We start from the raw sequence: 18,119 nt of genomic DNA on the forward strand, positions 1-18,119 counted from the left end.
GACATTCTTGCGCAAAGTGCCGAGGGAGGCGAGTACGACTTGATTTTTTCTAATCCGATCGCTGGTTGTGTTGAGTGTAAGGGCAGTTCAGGCAATCGAAAGGGGGTTGCGTATCGCCTCTGGCAGTGGCGATATAAGCGGCTAATAACATTTAAGAGGTCGCTGTATGCCGCTCGCCACGTTGATTCATCGCGCCAGTTTGCCCAGCCCGCAAGTGTCTGCGCAGCAAGCGCTAGAGCTGCTGGAGGGACATTACGGGCTGAGCGGAACGTTGCAGGCCCTGGGCAGCCAGCAGGATCTCAACTTTCGTGTGGACAGCGACAAGGGGCGTTTCGTCCTGAAAATCTGCCGCGGCGATTACTCGGCGCTGGAACTGCACGCCCAGCACGCGGGGCTCAAGCATTTGCGTGAGCAGTCCGGCGTGAAGGTGCCGCGAGTGATCCTGGCGAAAAATGGTGCTGATCTGCTCACGCTGGATGTCGCGGGTCAATCGGTACACGTGCGCCTGCTCGACTACATCGAAGGTCAGTCGCTCACCCATCTGGATCACCTGCCGGGTGCCGTGGTGGCGGGTTTCGGTCAGTTGTGCGGCGAAATGGACCTGGCCCTGGCCGCGTTCGACCATCCGGGCCTTGAGCGCACATTGCAGTGGGACGCCCGTCACGCCAACGCATTGATCGGCCATTTGCTGCCGGTGATCAAGGATGACGCGCAGCGCCGGTTGATCGCCGAGGCTGCCGAGCGCGCCGAACGTCATCTGCAACCGCTGGTGGACAAGTTGCCGGTGCAGGCCATTCACATGGACATCACTGACGACAACGTGGTCTGGCAGCGCGATGCGCAACGCCAGTGGCAGTTGCAGGGCGTGATCGATTTCGGCGACCTGGTCCGCACCTGGCGCATCACCGATCTTTCGGTGACGTGCGCGGCGCTGCTGCACCACGCCAACAGCGACCCGTTCTACATTTTGCCGGCCATCGAGGCGTATCACGCGGTCAACCGTTTGCAGCCCGCAGAACTGCTGGCGCTCTGGCCGCTGATCGTCGCGCGTGCGGCGGTGCTGGTGCTCAGCGGCGAGCAGCAAGTCAGCATTGATCCGGGCAACCAATACAGCCGCGACAACCTGACCCATGAGTGGGAAATTTTCCGCGTGGCCACCTCGGTGCCGCTGGAACTGATGGAAGCGGCGATTCTGGCGTGTGTTGGCCAGAGCCTGCCGAGCATCGGCAGCGAAGGGTTCGCGCCATTGCTGCCAAGCCTGGTGGGGCGCGAGTTTGCGCTGATCGATCTGGGCGTCCTCAGCCCGCATTTCGAGGCGGGCAATTGGGAGCAGGAAGGGATCGACCAGCGACTGTTGACGGAAGCCGCCGCCACCCACGGGTTGGCCGCCAGTCGCTATGGGCAATACCGGTTGTCGCGAACCCGGCCAGACACTGCGGACGAGCCGGACACTTGCCCGTTGCACGTCGAGTTGCGAGTGCCCCACGGCACGGCGGTCGAATCGCCGTTTGCCGGGGTGGTTCATCAACCCTCGGCGGGCGTGCTGCAACTCGACGGTCCGCAACTGAGCGTACGGCTGTGGGGCGTGACCCCGTCGCTGCACGTGGGCGCCGCGCTGGTCAAAGGCCAGGTGCTGGGCTCGGTCAGCGGTCCGCTGATCGTGCAGTTGTGCCGAGGCACTGCGTTCAATGCGCCGCTGTTCTGCACACCTTCGCGTGCCCTGGCTTGGCAAGCCTTGTGCCCGTCGCCCGCGACATTGCTGGGGCTGGCTTGTGACGCTGAAGAGGAACTGGATTCGCAGACGCTGCTGGCGCGCCGCAGTGCCAGTTTCGCCCGGACCCAAAAGCACTATTACATCGACCCGCCGCGCATTGAACGCGGCTGGCGCAACCACCTGATCGACATGCAGGGCCGCTCCTACCTCGACATGCTCAACAACGTCGCGGTGCTCGGCCATGGTCATCCGCGCATGGCGGCGGTCGCCGGTCGCCAGTGGTCGCTGCTCAACACCAACTCGCGTTTCAACTATGCGGCGGTCGCCGAGTTCTCCGAGCGCTTGCTGAAGCTGGCGCCGGACTCCATGGACCGGGTGTTTTTGGTCAACAGCGGCAGCGAGGCCAACGACCTGGCGATTCGCCTGGCGTGGGCCTACAGCGGCGGGCGCGACATGCTGAGCGTGCTGGAGGCCTATCACGGCTGGACGGTGGGCGCCGATGCGGTGTCGACGTCGATTGCCGACAACCCCAAGGCCTTGAGCAGTCGTCCGGACTGGGTGCATCCAGTCGTCGCGCCGAACACGTATCGCGGGGAATTCCGTGGCCCGGACAGCGCGCCGGACTACGTGCGCAGCGTCGAACACAATCTTGCGAAAGTCGCTGCACAAGGACGCAAGCTGGCCGGTTTCATTTGCGAACCGGTGTACGGCAATGCCGGCGGAATCTCGTTGCCACCGGGCTATTTGCAGCAGGTCTACGCCATGGTTCGCGCCCAGGGCGGTGTGTGCATCGCCGATGAAGTGCAGGTCGGCTATGGGCGCATGGGTCATTTCTTTTGGGGTTTTGAAGAGCAGGGCGTGGTCCCGGACATCATCACCATGGCCAAAGGCATGGGTAACGGCCAGCCGTTGGGCGCGGTGATCACCCGCCGGGAAATCGCCGAAGCACTGGAGGCCGAAGGTTATTTCTTCTCGTCGGCGGGAGGCAGTCCGGTCAGTTGCCAGATCGGCTTAGCGGTGCTGGATGTGATGGAAGAAGAAAAGCTCTGGGAAAACGCTCAGGAGGTGGGCGGCTATTTCAAGGAGCGCCTGGAAGCGCTGATCGATATTCATCCGCTGGTGGGCGCGGTTCACGGTTCCGGGTTTTATTTGGGCGTCGAGCTGATCCGCAATCGCGACACGCTGGAACCAGCAACCGAAGAAACCACGGCGCTGTGTGATCGCCTGCGCGAGCTGGGGATTTTCATGCAGCCGACTGGCGATTTCCTCAACGTGCTGAAGATCAAGCCACCGATGGTGACCTCGCGTCAGAGCGTGGATTTCTTTGTCGACATGCTTTCGAAGGTGCTCGCGGAGGGCCTGTAAACCCATAACCCTGTAGGAGCGAGTTAATTCGATAGATATCTGCTTTTAAGCAAAAAAAAATGACAGAAGGCTTGTGGGTGGCTTTTAAAGCCGATATTTATCGGCTATAAAGTCACCGCTGCCTCGGTGTGGACGATCCACGCCCAGCGCTTCCCATTTCTGTCACGGGTCGATGCCACACTCGACCCCAAGCCTTTGCTCAGGAGCCGATTCATGAGCCGTATCGTTACCGTCGCCGCTACCCAGATGGCCTGTTCCTGGGATCTTGAAGCCAATATCGAAACCGCTGAGAAGCTGGTCCGTGAGGCGGCAGCCAAAGGCGCGCAGATCATCCTGGTCCAGGAATTGTTCGAAGCCCCGTACTTCTGCCAGAAGCCCAACGCGGATTACCTGCAACTGGCCACGACCGTTGAAGACAACGTCGCGATCAAGCACTTCCAGAAAGTCGCCAAAGAACTGCAAGTGGTGCTGCCGATCAGCTTCTACGAATTGGCCGGCCGCGCGCGTTTCAACAGCATCGCGATCATCGATGCCGACGGTTCCAACCTCGGGATTTATCGTAAAAGCCACATCCCGGACGGCCCTGGCTACCACGAGAAGTACTACTTCAACCCGGGCGATACCGGTTTCAAAGTGTGGAACACCCGTTACGCGAAAATCGGCGTGGGCATCTGCTGGGACCAGTGGTTCCCGGAGTGCGCCCGCAGCATGGCGTTGCAAGGCGCGGAAATCCTGTTCTACCCGACCGCCATCGGCAGCGAACCGCACGACAAGACCATCTCGTCCCGTGATCACTGGCAGCGTGTGCAACAGGGCCATGCCGGCGCCAACCTGATGCCGCTGATCGCCAGCAACCGCATCGGCAACGAAGAGCAGGACGGCTACGACATTACCTTCTACGGCTCTTCTTTCATCGCCAACCAGTTCGGCGAAAAAGTTCAGGAGCTCAACAAAACCGAAGAAGGTATTCTTGTGCACACTTTCGACCTCGACGAGCTGGAACACATTCGCAGCGCGTGGGGTTCGTTCCGTGATCGTCGCCCGAACCTGTACGGCGCACTGAAAACTCTCGACGGTTCCCTGGAGTCCTGATTCTCATGACCACTTTGCACACCACGCCTCGCGCCGACGGCTTCTACATGCCGGCCGAATGGGCGCCACAAACCCAGACCTGGATGATTTGGCCCGAGCGCCCGGACAACTGGCGCCTGGGTGGCAAACCGGCGCAAGCCGCACACGTGGCGGTGGCAAAAGCCATCGCGCGTTTCGAGCCGGTGACCGTCGCGGTTTCCGCAGGCCAGTACGAAAACGCTCGCGCCCGTCTCGACGTGCCGAATATTCGTGTGGTGGAAATGTCCAGCGATGACGCGTGGGTGCGCGACACCGGCCCGACGTTCGTCATCAATAACCGTGGCGAAGTCCGTGGCGTGAACTGGGACTTCAACTCGTGGGGCGGTTTCGACGGCGGCCTGTATTCGCCGTGGAACCGTGACTCGCAGGTGGGCGGCAAGATCCTCGAGATCGAGCGCAGCCAGCGTTACCGCACCGAGGGCTTCGTGCTCGAAGGCGGTTCGATTCACGTCGATGGCGAAGGCACCCTGATCACCACCGAAGAATGCCTGCTTAACCGCAATCGCAATCCGCACCTTGATCGTGCAGAAATCGAAGCAGTGCTCAGCGCCAATCTGGCTGTGGATAAAATCATCTGGCTGCCGGACGGTTTGTTCAACGACGAAACCGACGGCCATGTGGATAACTTCTGCTGCTACGTGCGCCCGGGCGAAGTATTGCTGGCCTGGACCGATGATCCGCAAGACCCGAACTACCCGCGCTGCCAGGCGGCGATGAAAGTCCTGCAAAGCAGCACCGACGCGAAGGGTCGCCCCTTCACGGTGCACAAGATGCCGATTCCGGGGCCGCTGTACGCGACCGAAGAAGAGTGCGCGGGTGTCGACCCGGTGGACGGCACTCAAGAGCGGAATCCAACCGTTCGTCTGGCCGGTTCCTACGTGAACTTCCTGATCGTCAACGGCGGCATCATCGCGCCAAGCTTCGATGACCCGCTGGACGGCCCGGCAAAGGAAATTTTGCAGACGCTGTTCCCGCAACACGAAGTGGTGATGGTGCCAGGCCGGGAACTGTTACTGGGAGGCGGTAACATTCACTGCCTTACCCAACAGCAACCCGCACCGCACAAGGAGTGAGTGGGGTTGTAACAGCCTGAGTCGATTGCAAAATCAACCGGGTTCAGGCGAACCCTCCCCGCACCCTGAAAAGCCCGCAGCCCTTATGGACCGCGGGCTTTTTTGTATCCGCTTGTCGACAGTTCAGAAACATTGGCACAGCTCTTGTATCTGTCATCGCGTGAAACAGGGAGGGGGAGGACTGCGATGTTCTGTCATAAACCTTGGATAAGTTAGCCGCTCACAAACCAGGAGAGAGCGCTGAAATGAACGCCGAAGTGAACGTAGTGAGCGAGCGGGCGTTGCATCCCCTGGCAATTAATAGCGAATCGCTCCAGGTCCTTGCGCACTGGTTCAAATCCAATGGAACGCGTCAGATCAGTGAACCTGATCCGCGCCGGATGATGATCGAGCGCTACCCCGCTGGCTTGTTCAGCGAGGCGGAGCTGGAAGCGTTGTGGGATGTGATGGAAGGATAAGAAAAATAAACAAAGGATTGATAAAGCGCTGCCGGGATGGCGGCGCTTTTTTATGGGCGATGGTTTTTTCAGGGACTGTAGGAGTGAGCCTGCTCGCGATAGCGGTTTTTCAGTCAACACTCATGGCGACTGATACACCGCCATCGCGAGCAGGCTGACTCCTACAGGTTTAGCGATCGGCCGGCGCCATTCGACCGATCGACGAAACAGACTGAAAGCCATTCCAGCGTTTTTCCGCAACCACCTGAGGATTAGTCTGCCGGCATTGAATTTTCCTAACTTCGATGCCGGAGCCTTCTGATGATCCTTCATTACATTTATGACCCGTTGTGCGGCTGGTGCTACGGCGCCAAACCATTGGTGCAGGCGGCCCAAGGCGTGTTGCCGGTAATTGTCCACGGTGGCGGCATGATGACGGGCGCCAACCGCAAGGCTGTTTCACCACAACTGCGCAACTACGTGATGCCCCACGATCGACGCATTGCCGAGTACAGCGGTCAGCCGTTTGGCGAAGCGTATTTTGAAGGTCTGCTGCGCGATGAAACGGCGGTGTTTGATTCCGCTCCACCGATTGCGGCCGTGCTGGCCGCCGAACAAATCGCCGGGCGCGGGATTGAGTTGCTGGGGCGTTTGCAGACGGCGCATTACGTTGAAGGTCGACGCATCGCTGATGAATCGGTGCTGCTTGAATTGGCAAAAGAGATCGGTCTGGAGCCCCTGGCCTTCGAAGCGGCATTAAAAAGCGCCAATACCGAGCAGCACATCAAAGACAGTCGCGCCCTGTTGGCCAAGTTCGGCGGACAAGGTTTTCCGACACTGGCACTTGAGCGAAATGGCCAGTTCACGCTGGTCGATGTCAGCCCTTGGCTCGGCAAGCCCGAGGCGTTTGCGACTTGGCTGGCGCAACTCGCTTAGACGTTTTTCTTCTATCCATAGTCAATTCATCAAATTGACACAGCATTATGGGCGCGACTAGGATCCCGCCCAACGCCTGTGGCTAACCGCCACGACTCACAAAATAATAAAAGGTCCGCCACGATTTTCTCGTGCGCGGGCCTTTTTGTTTTGGGGTGAAAAAAGAGTGCGATAGCGCCGTTTCAGCCGTTCGACACAGCGCGTTTCAACCCGAAATAAGGAAAACAAAATGTTGAACAAGCGAATCAGCCTGATCGCTCTGGGGATGTTGAGTGCTACACAGGCCATGGCTAACGACCAGGCCGAGTCCAAGGGTTTCGTTGAAGACAGCAGCCTCAAAGTGCTGCTGCGCAACGCCTATATCAACCGTGATTACAAAGACGGCAACCCGGATAAATCCGAGTGGGGCCAAGCGGCCATCGGCACGTTCTCGTCCGGTTTCACCCAAGGCACCGTTGGTGTGGGTGTCGACGCTTTCGGTCTGTACGCCCTCAATCTGGAGCGCAGCGAAGACCGTAGCGGTGCGCAAGGCATCGACTTTTTCAAAAAGGGCGACAGCGGCCAGCCGGCTGACGATCTGTCCAAGGGCGGCGCTGCGATCAAGTTCCGCCTGTCCAGCACCACGCTGACCTACGGCGACCAGATGCCGGCCCTGCCGGTGTTGAGCTACGACGACTCGCGCCTGCTGCCAGAAAGCTACACCGGTACCTTGATCACCTCCAAAGAGATCAAAGGCCTGCAACTGGACGCCGGTCGTTTCACCGCCGAATCGCGTAAAAGCGCTGAAGGTCGTGACAGCGGTGGCTTGAAGTCGATCAACGTCTTGGGCGGTAGCTACCAGTTCACCGAGCAATTCAAAGGCGCGCTGTACGCTTCCGACGTCGAAGACGTGTTGAAGAAGCAATACGTGAATGCCAACTACATCTTCCCGATCGACAAGGATCAGTCCCTGACCCTGGATTTCAACGGCTACCGCACCAAGCTGGACGATTCCTACGTCCGCGAAAACGGTATCACCGGCGATGACAACAAGATCTGGAGCCTGGCCGCGACCTTCGCCACCGGCCCGCACTCGTTCACCCTCGCGCACCAGCGCAGCACGGGCGACAGCAACCTCGGCTACGCCTACGGCGGCTATCAGAAAGACCAGGGGCGCGTGGGCGACGGTGGCAACACCATCTACCTGGCGAACTCCTACTGGTCCGACTTCAACGCAGAAGACGAACGCAGCTGGCAGTTGGGCTACGGCCTGGACTTCAGCGCGTTTGGCGTTCCGGGCCTGACGTACAACGTGGCGTATGTGCGCGGTGACAACATCACCACGTCCACCAGCGAAGGCGGTACCGAGCGCGAAATCTTCAACCAGTTCAAATACGTCGTGCAAAGCGGCCCGGCCAAAGACCTGAGTGTGAAGCTGCGCAGCTCGGTGCTGCGTGTGTCGCAGAAGTCCAGCGAGTACAACGTCAGCGGTAACGAACTGCGTGTGTTCGTGGATTACCCGATCAACGTCTTCTGATGATCGAGTAAGCGTTAAAAAATCGAAAATCCCTCGACCGGCTCGGGGGATTTTTTTGCCTGGTGAGGGTTAAAAAGCGCTAGAAAACGCTGTTTTCAGTCGTAAATGGTCAAATTGCAGCTACTTCAAACGCCGTTTCAAGCAACGCTTGATATGCCTGAAATTCTTTCTCATGGACGCAAATCCTGTGCTCTCTAGATTAGGTTGCTAAATGCACGGAGATTTTGAAAATGCTCGTTTTGAACAAAGAAGTGGGCGAATCGCTACGGCGCGACAAATACGTCAACGTCAAAAGTAGTGACTTCAATCTGTTCGGTCACTTCTCCGACTTCATCAGATTGACCAGAAGTTGGGAAAACATGGAGCCCGACAGTTACTACGGTCAGGCTGAGGCGGGCAATCGGTACCGACGCTACAGCGATTTCGAATACAACCCGAAGACTCGTGAACTGACGCAGCTGGAGCACCGCGCCTACGTCCAGTCCAAGGCCAACAATGCCTATGTGGGCGGAATGGTTCGGCACTTTCAGGACTTCTCCGATGAGATCATCCATTCGCCGGTGATGCGCAGCCTGATCGACACGGATTTCGAGGTGTACAAAAACGTTCTGCCGCCGGAACTGCACGATGAAATCTGGCAATGCCAGATTCACCAGATCCGTATCGAGATCAAACCAGGCAAGCAACTGGAGATCACCCCGGAAGGTATTCACTGCGACGGTTACCCGTTCAGTGGCGTGCATTTCTGGGGACGCAATAACGTGGAGGGGGCGGAAAGCCGCTTGTACAGCGCCCATGAACAAGAGCATCTGGCGTCGACGACTTACACGGACATTCTCGATACCACTTACTTCCTGGATCGGGACATGCGCCACTACGTCACGCCGGCGCGCAACACCCATTCCCACGCCATGGCCTATCGGCAAATTCTGGCGATTTCCTTCTCGCGGCCCGGGACCGCTTTCGACATTGTTCGCTGAGCAGTACAACGCCGCGATCAACCTCGCCGAGTGCCCTGCACCGGTGATGTTGAGGCGTACGACAGCCAAGGACGCACAGCGCCTGGAGCGCTTCTTCCGGCAATTCGAAGAGGTGTCCTTCTGCGAATGGCAGGACGCCAAGTGCCTGCGCGGTGTGTTGGTGCAAAAGACCACCACCGCCTTCATCGCGCTCGACACCAGCGGCGAAATTGTCGGCGCGGTGCTCGGCGGCATGCTGGGTAGTCGCGGCACGATCAACCATTTGGCGGTGAGCCCGTTGTATCGCAGCCAGGGCGTCGGTCAACGGCTGGTTGAAGTGGCCTCGGCGGACATGAAACGCGTGGGCGTGCTGCGCATGTTCCTGTTTGTCGACGATGCCAACCTCGCCGGCCAACGCTTTTGGAGTGCCCAAGGGTTTTATGAGCCACGCGGCGAAAGAACATTTGAGAGGGATCTATGAATGAGACGTCCAGCAGCCGTCCGCTGATGGTCGGGCCGCAACAACGTTCGCGCACCTTTGCAGAAGCCAGCCCGGTAGTGGCGGGCTATTTCACGGTGTCGTTCGTGTTCGGCCTGATGGCGGTCAATGCCGGGATGCCAGTGTGGTTGCCGGTCGCCATGTGCCTGTTTGTCTATGCCGGTGCTTCGCAGTTCGCTGCGCTGGCGCTGATTACCAGCGGCGCGTCGCTGACCACCATCGTCCTGACCACGTTTCTGATCAACGCGCGGCACATGCTGATGTCCGTTTACATGGCCAAGGCGTTGCAGGCGATGGGACTTAGTCGTCTTGAGCGTTGGTGTTACGCGGGTGGGTTGACCGATGAATCGTTCGCTTTCCACAGCGTCAAACTGGGCAAAGGCGCGCCGGTCAATGTGCGCTACCTGATTGGCTTCAATCTGTTTTGCCACACGTCGTGGGTGCTCGGCGGTTTGCTCGGGGCGATTTGCGCGCAGTACGCGGCGCACTTGATCAAGTATCAGCTCGACTACGCGCTGACGGCGATGATGCTCTACGTCCTGGTTTCGCTGTGCAATACGCGTAATAAACTCATCGCTGCACTGGCTGCTGTCGCCTGCATGGGCGCACTGAGCCTGGTCGGCAGCTCGCCGTTCAACGTATTCATCGCCACCTTTGTGGGCTGCGGGGTGGGTGTATGCCTGACCAAACGTTCCTGATTCTGGTCGTCGTCCTGATGATGGCCGTGACCTTCCTGCCGCGTGCGCTGCCGCTGCAAGTCAACACCGACCATTGGCCGCCCTTCGTCGCCCGTGCGCTGGAATACTTGCCGGTGGCGATCGTCGCTGCCATCAGCGTTACGCCGTTGTTGATCAAGGATCAGCACGTGCAGCTCGATCGCCCGGAATTTTATGCCGCGATTCCGACGTTGTTATGTGCGTACTTCAGCAAAAACCTCTTTCTCTCCGTTGCGGTGGGAACGGCTGCGTACATTGCGCTCGGTTCGTTCCTGTAGCGGCAGGTCGACCACATCGTGCAACGCCTGGCCCGACAACTCAGGGTTATTGACCGCCAACCGCACTTCGAGGGCATCTTCGAAGCCAGGGAAAATGGTCAAGCCGTTACGTTGGGCCGCATCACGGGACACCATGCCGAGGCCATCCATTTGCGTGATCAGCGACAGCGTCAACGTTTCACTGCAGGAGTAGACCATCCGCTTGTTCGACTCGTAATTGCCAAGACCGGCGTCGAGAAAGCGCAAGAAGCTGTGGGAGTACGGACAATCGTCAGCCGGCCGAACCTGAAACTTGTTGCCAAGCATCACCAGCGGATCATGTTCCTGGCCGCAATGGGCACCGACCACCTGCACCTGGACGTCGGGCAGGATAATGCTCGGTAATCCCGGCTGCTGCGGGCCGATCAACACCGCCAGGTCGAAGTCTTCGTTCTTCAGCTTGCTGAGGTTCTCCATCGACTCGGCGTAGCTGAACTCCAGCTGATAGTCGGGAAACACCTCAATCAGGCGTCCGATCATTCGCCGATTGAAGTCAGACGAAAGCGTCGTGTTCAGCGCCACCCTGAGCGTGCGCTGCCCAGGCTCTTTCAACGCGGCGACTTTTTCTTCGAGTTGCCGCGTGGCCACTAACACCTTGTCCATGAAAGGCGTGAGCTCCGTGCCCTGCGTGGTCAGGGTCAACCCCTTGTTGGAGCGACGAAACAACCGAAAACCAAACTGCTCTTCAACCTTGTTCAACTGCGCAGCCAATGCCTGCACCGTTAAACAGGAATGCTCTGCCGCCGCCGACAATGAGCCGGTCTGCACAATGCGCATCAGGTTGCGTAGGGTTCTGCTATCCATTGGGTAATGCCCTCTAAAGTGGGCTGGCTATTGTTGAGTACCTGGCCGTCGGTTGGGCGATACGTGCTGGCTATAATCCTGCACCTGAACCCGCTTGTCCCGAGTTTAGTAGCGAAATGATGCGGGCGTCCGATGGTTGGAGGGTTGCGCAGGATCGAGGGTTTTCTGGGGAGGGTGGGTAATCGGGGTCAAAGAATGCTCGGACCGGGAGGTTTGGGCATTTTTTTGCGTTTTGTTTTCATAAGGTCGCGCCATTTCGTACGTATAAGAACGCCGCTACCTGCACGGCTACCGGACGTCTCCCAGTCAAAAAGAGAACCCGCCTGATTTCCATCCCTGACTTGTTTCGCTGAAATATCGACTCATCAATTCGAGATTTTTCTCCGAATTTGAGCCCATTGGATATCAAGGCATTTGCCCGCACCAACCAAGTGCAGTCGATCTCAATCACGTCTTGGACCAGGCACTAAACAAGCATCGGCATGGGATGTTGGTTTATCAACGATGTCTTCCCCACAAACAAAAAAAGCAGCCTGATAGGCTGCTTTTCTTGAAGAGGTTGCTTGATATTGTGCTCCCTCAAGCAGAGGAGAAGAGGTCTCACCCGAGCGCTGATCTCCAGGTCATCAACGGGGTTCCTAACGCCGACTATCGCCACCCGATGGCAGTCGGTTTCGCGCTCTTGGACCGACTCTCTGCCACTTGTGACGTCGGCGTCAACTTGAAGATATTGAGTCGACCATCCGGATAAATTTGACGATTTCGAAACGGTTTTATGCAAACAGGCAGTTTTATGATCGTTTTTATGCACGAAAACTCATTTTTATGCAGAGGGCCGAAATTACTAACGATGTCCTCAAGCTTAAAAGCCTCGAGCAATTCGGGGCTTTTAAGCGCGCGGTGGCTCGTCCCGATTAAGGTTTACACCTTGTTACCTCTTTTCAACGAGGGCATAAATTCACCTGTCACAGCAGGCTCCTCCACCACAAATGATCAAAACGATCATTTGAATCATTGATTTGCGCAATTTTTGACGAAAGCCTAAGATAAATTTGACTGAATTAATCACTGCGTGATCGATTCAGTCAGTTTCGAGGTGATAAACGTCTTGCCAAACAATTATAAAAGGAGACCCTCGTGGCCCAAATTCCTATCAAGCGCACCATAGAACGCATCCCTGGCGGCATGATGATTGTCCCGCTGCTGATCGGTTCGCTGGTGGCTACCTTTCTTCCCGATACACCGAAGTTTTTCGGCTCTTTCACCAATGCGCTGTTCACCGGGGCATTACCCATCCTCGCGGTGTTCTACGTTTGCATGGGCGCGAGCATCAACATCAAGGCCACGCCTTACCTGCTGAAGAAGGGCGGCACGCTGCTCATCACCAAAGTCGGCATCGCTGTCCTGATCGGCATTGTGCTTGGGCACTTTCTGGGTGAGCAGCCGGTTTCGTCAGGGCTGTTCGCCGGTATTTCCACGCTGGCGATCGTTGCTGCGATGAACGACACCAACGGCGGGTTGTACATGGCGCTGATGGGGCAATACGGTCGATCCGAAGACGTCGGTGCCTACTCGGTCATGTCCCTGGAGTCCGGGCCTTTTCTGACGATGGTCACCTTGGGTATCGCCGGCCTGTCGGCCTTCCCGTGGCCGACGCTGGTGGGCAGCATTCTGCCGCTGGCCCTGGGCATGTTGTTGGGCAATCTTGACCGTGACATGCGCGATTTTCTGGCCAAAGCCGTTCCGGTGATGATCCCGTTCTTCGCCCTGGCACTCGGCGCCAGCCTGGATTTGCATAACGTCTGGCAGGCCGGTTTGCTCGGTCTGGGAATGGGTGTTGCGGTTGTCGTGTTGACCGGTATCCCGCTGTTCTTCGCTGACCGTTTGACCGGTGGCACTGGCGTCGCCGGCGTCGCAGCGGCCACTACCGCCGGGAACGCCGCCGCCGTGCCAGCACTGATCGCGGCGGCCAATCCGGTGTACGCAGAAGCGGCCAAGAGCGCGACCATATTGGTCGCTGCTTGTGTCGTAGTGACCGCGATTCTCGCGCCGCTGCTCACCGCCGCCGTTGCAAAGCGCGTGCAACAACGCAATCCCGTCGTTATCCCTGAACCGGAGATCGAGCCTCAAAAGCAGGAGGCCTTGCGATGAGGATTCTGATCATCGCGGACGATTTGTCGGGCGCGGCAGATTGCGCCATCGGTTTTGCGAGCGCGGGGCTACAAACGGTGGTCACGCTCGACCCTTTGAATGACAAGGCTGACGCTCAGGTGATTGCGGCCGATACGGACACTCGACGCCTCTCTCCGGAGCGGGCCGCCGAGCGCACCGTCGCTGCATTTAAAGCGCTGCATCAACCTGGGCAGCGACTGTATAAAAAGATTGACTCGACCTTGCGCGGCAACTGGGCGGCCGAAGTCGCTGCCCTGCAACCGTTGGCAGGCCTGGCCATCGTCGCCCCGGCGTTTCCCGCCACCGGGCGTACGTTGCGTGGCGGTCGGGTGTTCGTGAACGGCCAGCCACTGGAAACCACCGACACCTGGAAACTCGAAAACGCCGACCGCCCGGCTGACGTCGAAGTGATGCTCATCGCCGCGGGCCTGAGCACCGCGAAGCTGGACCTCGACACCTTGCGCGGCAACGAAAATGCGCTCGCACAGCACATTATCGAAGTCGCCCGCAGCGGCACGCAGGCGTTGATCGTCGACGCACAAACCGAAGATGACCTGCTGACCCTCGCTCGCCTGACCGCGTCGATGGAACAGCCGCTGTTCTGGATCGGTTCGGGTGGTCTCGCTCGGGAAATAGCCGGTCTTCCTGACTTCAGCGAAACAGGTTTCACGACCATCGAACCGGATGCCGTCGAAAAAAGTCAGGCGCCTATCCTGATACTCGTCGGCAGCCTTTCCGGTGTCTGCGACCGGCAATGCGCACTGCTCAAGGAGCGTGGCGGCGTCAGCGAATTGGTCGTACCGCCCGAGGTCCTTCGCCAGGGCACAACGCATGTCGATTGGGCGACGTGGCAAGCGCGCATCGGCGAGCAACTGGACGGCTGGAGTGACCTGCTGCTGCGCATCGGCCGCGATGAAGCGTTCGATCCCCAGGAGGGCGCGCAACTTTCGACCCTGCTGGCCGTGTTGGTAGAGCCACACTTTGCCAAAATCGGCGGCTTGATCGCCACGGGTGGCGAGACGGCGCGGGCCATATTGACCACCGTCGGCATCGACAGCCTGCAACTGCTGACGGAAATCGAAGCCGGCGTCGCCTTCGCCCGCCCGACCGTTTCCCGGCAGGGCCATCGTCCCGGCATCGTTACCAAGGCAGGCGCGTTCGGCACCGATCACGCCTTGTATGCGGCATGGCAACACTTGAGCGACAACGCCAATCGCTCCCCGTCCAAACGCACACGAATCCAAGGACTCCAATGAACACTATGAACAACTACCTCCCCATCATCGGCATCACCATGGGCGACGCCACGGGCGTCGGCCCGGAAATCATCGTCAAGAGCCTGACTCATGACATCGTCTACCAGCAATGCCGACCACTGGTGATCGGCGATGCCCGTCGCCTGGAGCAGGCCAACGTCATCGTCGGCGGCAGCGCCAAAGTGCGCCGCATCGAAGACGCCTCCCAAGCGTTGTACGAGGCCGGCACCATTGACTGCATCGACCTCGACCTGATCCCCGACGACCTGCCGTTCGGTGAACTGTCGCCCATCGCCGGTGACGCCGCTTATCAATACATCGCCCGCGCTGTGCAACTCGCCGAGGCCAGCCAGATTGATGCCATTTGCACCGCGCCATTGAACAAGGAAGCGCTGCACGCCGGCGGCCACAAATACCCGGGCCACACCGAAATGCTCGCGCACCTGACCAACGTCGACGAAGTCTCGATGATGCTGGTGGCGCCGCAGCTGCGGGTGATTCACGTCACCACCCACATCGGGATCATCGACGCGATCCGCAAGATCGAACCGGGCCTGGTCCAGCGCACCATCGAGCGCGGCAACGCGACGCTGATCAAGGCCGGCATTGCCAAGCCACGAATCGGCGTGTGCGGGATCAACCCGCATGCCGGTGAAAACGGTCTGTTCGGTTATGGCGAAGAGGAAGAAAAGATCATCCCTGCGGTGAAGCTGTTGCAGGAACGCGGCCTCGACGTGACCGGCCCGCTGCCCGCCGATACGCTGTTCTTCCGCGCCGGGCGCGGCGACTTCGACCTGGTGGTGGCGATGTATCACGACCAGGGCCACGGCCCGGTCAAAGTGCTGGGGCTTGAAGCCGGTGTGAACGTGACCGTGGGCCTGGACGTGATCCGCACTTCGGTCGACCACGGCACTGCTTTCGATATCGCCGGCAAGGGCATCGCCGATGAACGCAGCCTGCTCGAAGCGCTGCGCCAGGGTGCGGAGCTTGCCACGCGACGGGGATGAGGCGCATGGGCGCTGTCGTGTAAGATCGACCACCGTCCACACAACGAGACCCGCCATGAAAGCCTCCGAACGCCACCGCGCCATCCTCGATCTCGTACGCATTGGCGATGCCAACGTCGAGCAATTGAGCGCGGCGCTCGGGGTCTCGGAAGCGACCGTGCGACGTGACCTGACCATGCTCGCCAAACAGCGGCACCTGGTGCGCACCTACGGCGGCGCGACTTCGGTGGTTGGCGTTCATGAGCCGGAAGCTTCCCTCGAAGAACGCAAAACCAGCCAGTGGGAACAGAAAGACGCCATCGCCCAAGCGGCGGCGGCTCACGTTCAGGATGGCGATACCGTATTGCTCGATGGCGGCACCACCTGCGCCGCGCTGGCTCACCATTTGTGTTCACGGCAAGACGTGCATGTGGTGACCAATAATCTGCTGGCGGTGATGACCCTGGCCAACGCGCCGGGCGTGCGCCTGACCCTGATCGGCGGCGATCTGCGCAGTTCGAGCATGAGCACATTGGGGCCGTTGGCGGAACTGACGTTGAGCCGGCTGAGCGTCGACAAGGCCTTTCTGGGTGCGGACGGTGTGGTCGCGGAGTTTGGTTTGTGTGAAGCGAGTGCGCAGCAGGCGTATCTCAAGGAATGCATCATCAAGCGTGCGGCGCAGATTGTTGTCCTCGCCGACACCGACAAACTCGGCCGCGCGCGGCAACAGCATTGGACGCCGATTGAGCGGGAGTGGCGGTTGATCACCGGTTCCACCGCAGATGAAGCTGCGCTAGCGCCGTTTTATGCGCTTAAGCAGATCACGGTGGAAACCGTCGACGTCGCTTGATTGCTCACCTCTGTGGCGAGGGAGCTTGCTCCCGCTGGGCTGCGAAGCGGCCCCAAAATTCTCACAAGCAACGCCTTTTTTTGCACTCAAACGGTAGTTGTCTCCCTGAATGACCCACGTCCATGACGCCGGCCTCATCTTCTTCGACGCCAGGTTTTTGGGGGCAATCGGCGACTATCGACAGCTCCACTTCTCCCACCATTTTATTGGCGATTTCCTCGTCGTGCGTGACATGGAACGGGCTGTCGAAAAATCGAATTGTCATGAGCACTTCTCCATTTTTGGGCGATATCTAAACGTCGCGGTAAATGGAAGTTGGCCGATCAATCGTTTTTGATGCAAACAGTTTTAATGCCTCCCAGCGAGGAAATCATTACACCAAGTAACTAATGATGTTCCCGCCCCCACCTTTATCCCCTCCAGCTAACTCCCTACATTGAACTCCAACGCCTACCCATTCATTCCGAAGGGCAGGTCACTGGAGATTCCCTCATGCCTTTTGTCAGCGTTCGCATCACCCGCGATGGCGTTACCTCAGAGCAGAAAGCTCAGGTGATCGCCGAAATCACTGAAACCCTGGAACGCGTCCTCAAAAAGGATCCGCACCTGACCCACATCGTGATCGAGGAAGTCGACACCGATAACTGGGGCTACGCCGGCATCACTACCACCCAGTACCGCAAAAAACTGGCTGAGGCGGAGGGCAAGTCATGACCGCGTCCGTCTCCATCGACTTCATCTCCGACGTGGTGTGTCCGTGGTGCGCATTGGGCGCGACGGCGCTGGAGCAAGCGATCGAGAACGTGGCCGGTGAAGTGTCGGTGGCGCTGACCTTCAAGCCCTTCGAGTTGAACCCGGACATGCCGGCAGTCGGCGAAAAAGCTGTTGAGCATTTAATGCGCAAGTATGGACGCACCGCCGAAGACGTCGCCGCCGGCAAAGCCATGCAAATCGAACGTGGCGCGGCCATCGGTTTCACCTTCGATCTGGAGAAGCGCACGCACTTCTACAACACGTTTGATGCGCACCGGTTGCTGTTGTGGGCGTTGCAGGAAGGTCGGCAGATCGAGTTGAAGAAGATCCTGTTGCGCGCTTACTTCACCGACGGCCAGAACCCGAGCAACCGCGAAACCCTGGCTCGTCTGGCCGGGGAAGCAGGACTGGATGAGGCAACTGCGCAAGAGGTGTTGGCATCCGGTGCGTTCGCGACAGAAGTGCGCGAGCTTGAGGAGTTCTACCGCCAGCACGGCATCAACTCCGTCCCGGCCATGATCCTTAACGGTCGTCACCTGGTGTCCGGTTCGCAGTCGGTCGAGTACTACGAACAAATGCTGAGACAAATGGCCAAGGCCCCCGCCGAAGCCTGATTACTTACTTTTTTAAATCAT

18 protein-coding genes are annotated in these 18,119 nt (G+C 58.8%); 16 read left to right on the forward strand and 2 right to left on the reverse strand.

Going from position 1 to position 18,119, the window contains the following annotated elements; translation table 11 throughout:
- The first annotated feature begins 166 nt into the window (after window positions 1-166).
- The 10 genes from ACWKV5_RS08435 (at window position 167) to ACWKV5_RS08480 (ending at window position 10,624) form a co-directional block, all read left to right on the forward strand.
- Window positions 167-3,079 carry an aminotransferase gene (locus tag ACWKV5_RS08435; RefSeq protein WP_483840926.1) on the forward strand — a complete coding sequence of 971 codons (2,913 nt, stop codon included), beginning with the start codon at window positions 167-169 and terminating at the stop codon, window positions 3,077-3,079.
- Window positions 3,080-3,292: 213 nt separating this feature from the next.
- The gene (aguB, locus tag ACWKV5_RS08440; protein WP_483840927.1) at window positions 3,293-4,171 is read left to right on the forward strand and encodes an N-carbamoylputrescine amidase; all 879 of its coding nucleotides are present in this window, start codon (window positions 3,293-3,295) and stop codon (window positions 4,169-4,171) included.
- Window positions 4,172-4,176: 5 nt separating this feature from the next.
- Entirely contained in the window at window positions 4,177-5,283 is a 1,107-nt protein-coding gene (aguA, locus tag ACWKV5_RS08445; RefSeq protein ID WP_123435405.1) for an agmatine deiminase, read from the forward strand.
- 245 nt (window positions 5,284-5,528) lie between these two features.
- A complete protein-coding gene (locus ACWKV5_RS08450) occupies window positions 5,529-5,741 on the forward strand; it encodes an HAD family hydrolase (protein ID WP_123435406.1) in 213 nt (70 codons plus the stop codon).
- 300 nt (window positions 5,742-6,041) lie between these two features.
- Window positions 6,042-6,656, forward strand: coding sequence for a DsbA family protein (locus ACWKV5_RS08455; protein WP_483840928.1), 615 nt, complete (start codon window positions 6,042-6,044; stop codon window positions 6,654-6,656).
- 229 nt (window positions 6,657-6,885) lie between these two features.
- Window positions 6,886-8,172: an OprD family porin gene (locus ACWKV5_RS08460; protein WP_483840929.1), complete on the forward strand. Its 1,287-nt coding sequence runs from the start codon at window positions 6,886-6,888 to the stop codon at window positions 8,170-8,172.
- A gap of 230 nt (window positions 8,173-8,402) precedes the next feature.
- Window positions 8,403-9,152, forward strand: coding sequence for a 2OG-Fe dioxygenase family protein (locus ACWKV5_RS08465; RefSeq protein WP_483840930.1), 750 nt, complete (start codon window positions 8,403-8,405; stop codon window positions 9,150-9,152).
- A 46-nt stretch (window positions 9,153-9,198) separates the two neighbouring features.
- The gene (locus tag ACWKV5_RS08470; protein WP_483841184.1) at window positions 9,199-9,612 is read left to right on the forward strand and encodes a GNAT family N-acetyltransferase; all 414 of its coding nucleotides are present in this window, start codon (window positions 9,199-9,201) and stop codon (window positions 9,610-9,612) included.
- Window positions 9,609-10,328, forward strand: coding sequence for an AzlC family ABC transporter permease (locus ACWKV5_RS08475; RefSeq protein ID WP_046031272.1), 720 nt, complete (start codon window positions 9,609-9,611; stop codon window positions 10,326-10,328). The genes ACWKV5_RS08470 and ACWKV5_RS08475 overlap by 4 nt, the downstream gene beginning before the upstream one ends.
- Window positions 10,307-10,624 (forward strand): AzlD domain-containing protein, encoded by a 318-nt coding sequence (locus ACWKV5_RS08480; protein WP_483840931.1) that lies wholly within the window; start codon window positions 10,307-10,309, stop codon window positions 10,622-10,624. The genes ACWKV5_RS08475 and ACWKV5_RS08480 overlap by 22 nt, the downstream gene beginning before the upstream one ends.
- Here ACWKV5_RS08480 and ACWKV5_RS08485 read toward each other — a convergent pair.
- Window positions 10,541-11,467 carry a LysR family transcriptional regulator gene (locus ACWKV5_RS08485; RefSeq protein WP_483840932.1) on the reverse strand — a complete coding sequence of 309 codons (927 nt, stop codon included), beginning with the start codon at window positions 11,465-11,467 and terminating at the stop codon, window positions 10,541-10,543. The genes ACWKV5_RS08480 and ACWKV5_RS08485 overlap by 84 nt on opposite strands.
- Window positions 11,468-12,604: 1,137 nt before the next feature.
- Between ACWKV5_RS08485 and ACWKV5_RS08490 the strand changes: the two genes are divergently transcribed.
- The 4 genes from ACWKV5_RS08490 to ACWKV5_RS08505 are packed head-to-tail and all read left to right on the forward strand — an operon-like array spanning window position 12,605 to window position 16,731.
- The gene (locus ACWKV5_RS08490) at window positions 12,605-13,618 is read left to right on the forward strand and encodes a 2-keto-3-deoxygluconate permease (RefSeq protein WP_077432267.1); all 1,014 of its coding nucleotides are present in this window, start codon (window positions 12,605-12,607) and stop codon (window positions 13,616-13,618) included.
- A complete protein-coding gene (locus ACWKV5_RS08495) occupies window positions 13,615-14,895 on the forward strand; it encodes a four-carbon acid sugar kinase family protein (protein WP_483840933.1) in 1,281 nt (426 codons plus the stop codon). The genes ACWKV5_RS08490 and ACWKV5_RS08495 overlap by 4 nt, the downstream gene beginning before the upstream one ends.
- Before the next feature lie 5 nt (window positions 14,896-14,900).
- The gene (gene pdxA / locus ACWKV5_RS08500) at window positions 14,901-15,902 is read left to right on the forward strand and encodes a 4-hydroxythreonine-4-phosphate dehydrogenase PdxA (protein WP_046031370.1); all 1,002 of its coding nucleotides are present in this window, start codon (window positions 14,901-14,903) and stop codon (window positions 15,900-15,902) included.
- A 55-nt stretch (window positions 15,903-15,957) separates the two neighbouring features.
- Complete coding sequence (locus ACWKV5_RS08505; protein WP_483840934.1) at window positions 15,958-16,731, forward strand: DeoR/GlpR family DNA-binding transcription regulator; 774 nt, start codon at window positions 15,958-15,960, stop codon at window positions 16,729-16,731.
- 61 nt (window positions 16,732-16,792) lie between these two features.
- Here ACWKV5_RS08505 and ACWKV5_RS08510 read toward each other — a convergent pair whose 3' ends face one another.
- Window positions 16,793-16,996: a hypothetical protein gene (locus ACWKV5_RS08510; RefSeq protein WP_483840935.1), complete on the reverse strand. Its 204-nt coding sequence runs from the start codon at window positions 16,994-16,996 to the stop codon at window positions 16,793-16,795.
- A gap of 227 nt (window positions 16,997-17,223) precedes the next feature.
- Between ACWKV5_RS08510 and ACWKV5_RS08515 the strand changes: the two genes are divergently transcribed.
- Both ACWKV5_RS08515 and ACWKV5_RS08520 read left to right on the forward strand, forming a co-directional pair.
- A complete protein-coding gene (locus ACWKV5_RS08515) occupies window positions 17,224-17,445 on the forward strand; it encodes a tautomerase family protein (RefSeq protein WP_046031263.1) in 222 nt (73 codons plus the stop codon).
- Entirely contained in the window at window positions 17,442-18,098 is a 657-nt protein-coding gene (locus tag ACWKV5_RS08520) for a DsbA family oxidoreductase (protein ID WP_483840936.1), read from the forward strand. The genes ACWKV5_RS08515 and ACWKV5_RS08520 overlap by 4 nt, the downstream gene beginning before the upstream one ends.
- The last annotated feature ends 21 nt before the right edge of the window (window positions 18,099-18,119 follow it).

The organism is Pseudomonas oplopanacis (assembly GCF_057128725.1).

Bases quoted from the DNA above. Each gene is read 5' to 3' on its own strand.
- ACWKV5_RS08435 (WP_483840926.1), top strand. From the start codon at position 167: ATGCCGCTCGCCACGTTGATTCATCGCGCCAGTTTGCCCAGCCCGCAA.
- aguB (WP_483840927.1), top strand. From the start codon at position 3,293: ATGAGCCGTATCGTTACCGTCGCCGCTACCCAGATGGCCTGTTCCTGG.
- aguA (WP_123435405.1), top strand. From the start codon at position 4,177: ATGACCACTTTGCACACCACGCCTCGCGCCGACGGCTTCTACATGCCG.
- ACWKV5_RS08450 (WP_123435406.1), top strand. From the start codon at position 5,529: ATGAACGCCGAAGTGAACGTAGTGAGCGAGCGGGCGTTGCATCCCCTG.
- ACWKV5_RS08455 (WP_483840928.1), top strand. From the start codon at position 6,042: ATGATCCTTCATTACATTTATGACCCGTTGTGCGGCTGGTGCTACGGC.
- ACWKV5_RS08460 (WP_483840929.1), top strand. From the start codon at position 6,886: ATGTTGAACAAGCGAATCAGCCTGATCGCTCTGGGGATGTTGAGTGCT.
- ACWKV5_RS08465 (WP_483840930.1), top strand. From the start codon at position 8,403: ATGCTCGTTTTGAACAAAGAAGTGGGCGAATCGCTACGGCGCGACAAA.
- ACWKV5_RS08470 (WP_483841184.1), top strand. From the start codon at position 9,199: ATGTTGAGGCGTACGACAGCCAAGGACGCACAGCGCCTGGAGCGCTTC.
- ACWKV5_RS08475 (WP_046031272.1), top strand. From the start codon at position 9,609: ATGAATGAGACGTCCAGCAGCCGTCCGCTGATGGTCGGGCCGCAACAA.
- ACWKV5_RS08480 (WP_483840931.1), top strand. From the start codon at position 10,307: ATGCCTGACCAAACGTTCCTGATTCTGGTCGTCGTCCTGATGATGGCC.
- ACWKV5_RS08485 (WP_483840932.1), bottom strand. From the start codon at position 11,467: ATGGATAGCAGAACCCTACGCAACCTGATGCGCATTGTGCAGACCGGC.
- ACWKV5_RS08495 (WP_483840933.1), top strand. From the start codon at position 13,615: ATGAGGATTCTGATCATCGCGGACGATTTGTCGGGCGCGGCAGATTGC.
- pdxA (WP_046031370.1), top strand. From the start codon at position 14,901: ATGAACAACTACCTCCCCATCATCGGCATCACCATGGGCGACGCCACG.
- ACWKV5_RS08505 (WP_483840934.1), top strand. From the start codon at position 15,958: ATGAAAGCCTCCGAACGCCACCGCGCCATCCTCGATCTCGTACGCATT.
- ACWKV5_RS08510 (WP_483840935.1), bottom strand. From the start codon at position 16,996: ATGACAATTCGATTTTTCGACAGCCCGTTCCATGTCACGCACGACGAG.
- ACWKV5_RS08515 (WP_046031263.1), top strand. From the start codon at position 17,224: ATGCCTTTTGTCAGCGTTCGCATCACCCGCGATGGCGTTACCTCAGAG.
- ACWKV5_RS08520 (WP_483840936.1), top strand. From the start codon at position 17,442: ATGACCGCGTCCGTCTCCATCGACTTCATCTCCGACGTGGTGTGTCCG.